Origin of the sequence: Gordonia sp. 852002-50816_SCH5313054-c (assembly GCF_001665925.1) — a bacterium.
Classification (GTDB): Bacteria; Actinomycetota; Actinomycetes; order Mycobacteriales; family Mycobacteriaceae; genus Gordonia; species Gordonia jacobaea.
In genome coordinates, this window is sequence record NZ_LZTE01000021.1 from 1 (window position 1) to 807 (window position 807).

An 807-nucleotide genomic window follows, 5' to 3' on the forward strand; every position below is an offset into this window, starting at 1 on the left:
TCCATCGCACATTGCGCCGGGAGCTTCTCGACGAGACTGGCGCCTTCGACACCATCGAGACCGCGCAAACGGCTATCGACGAATGGGTCCACGCCTACAACACCTGCAGACCGCATCAGTCGCTGAACATGGCCACCCCTGCCAGCGTGTTCCGCAGTCGCAGCACCGATCCCGACACCATGCCCAGCAAGCCTGTTGGTGCCGAGATCCGACCGGAAGCCGAAGTCGTTCGGCCAGCTCCAACCGTGGCCGATCAGTCGAGTTCCGCCATTGAGTTCGACACTGTCGTGCCGCCGTCCGGTGTAGTGACTATTGCCGGTGTGCAACAGGTGTGGGTCGGAAAGAAACTATGCGCAGCGCAGTGTCGTGATGTGGGCTGACCTGTCGAGCGTGTACATCATCTGCGACGACATCGTGATCAAGACGGTCCGGTCGAAGCTGACCACCGCAGACCTGCAACGACTCCGCGCCCGCGGCACCCGCCCGGGCCGGCCCAGACCGGCGCAAGCCGCGTTCGACACCTCCACCGCCACCCATCGGCCGCGAGCTATCGAGATCGACCGGACCGCGAACCGCGACGGCATCGTCATTGTTCGTGGACATGAACTCGCCCTCGGCGTCGTGACGGCCGGCAGCCGGGTCACCCTGCGGATCGACGGCGAGTTGATCCACGCGACCAACGGCACCCACCTGATCAAGACGCTACCCAATCCTCTTGACCTAGAGAATATGTGGTTCCCCCGGAATCGTGGAGGACTCCTCTATGCGGCTTCGGGCTCGGTGACTGCGGTGTTCTCGTAGTCGACC

At 63.4% G+C, this 807-nt stretch carries 2 protein-coding genes; both read left to right on the forward strand.

All coding sequences use genetic code 11. From position 1 onward, the window contains the following. Positions 1-380 (forward strand): integrase core domain-containing protein (locus A5788_RS01720; RefSeq protein ID WP_156525426.1); only part of this gene is annotated, 380 nt, incomplete at its 5' end. Then, positions 370-801, forward strand: a complete 432-nt coding sequence (locus tag A5788_RS01725; RefSeq protein WP_064869997.1) for a hypothetical protein — start codon at positions 370-372, stop codon at positions 799-801. The genes A5788_RS01720 and A5788_RS01725, both read left to right, overlap by 11 nt. The last annotated feature ends 6 nt before the right edge of the window (positions 802-807 follow it).

Excerpts from the sequence above, each read along its gene's own strand:
- A5788_RS01725 (WP_064869997.1), top strand. The coding sequence starts at position 370 with ATGTGGGCTGACCTGTCGAGCGTGTACATCATCTGCGACGACATCGTG.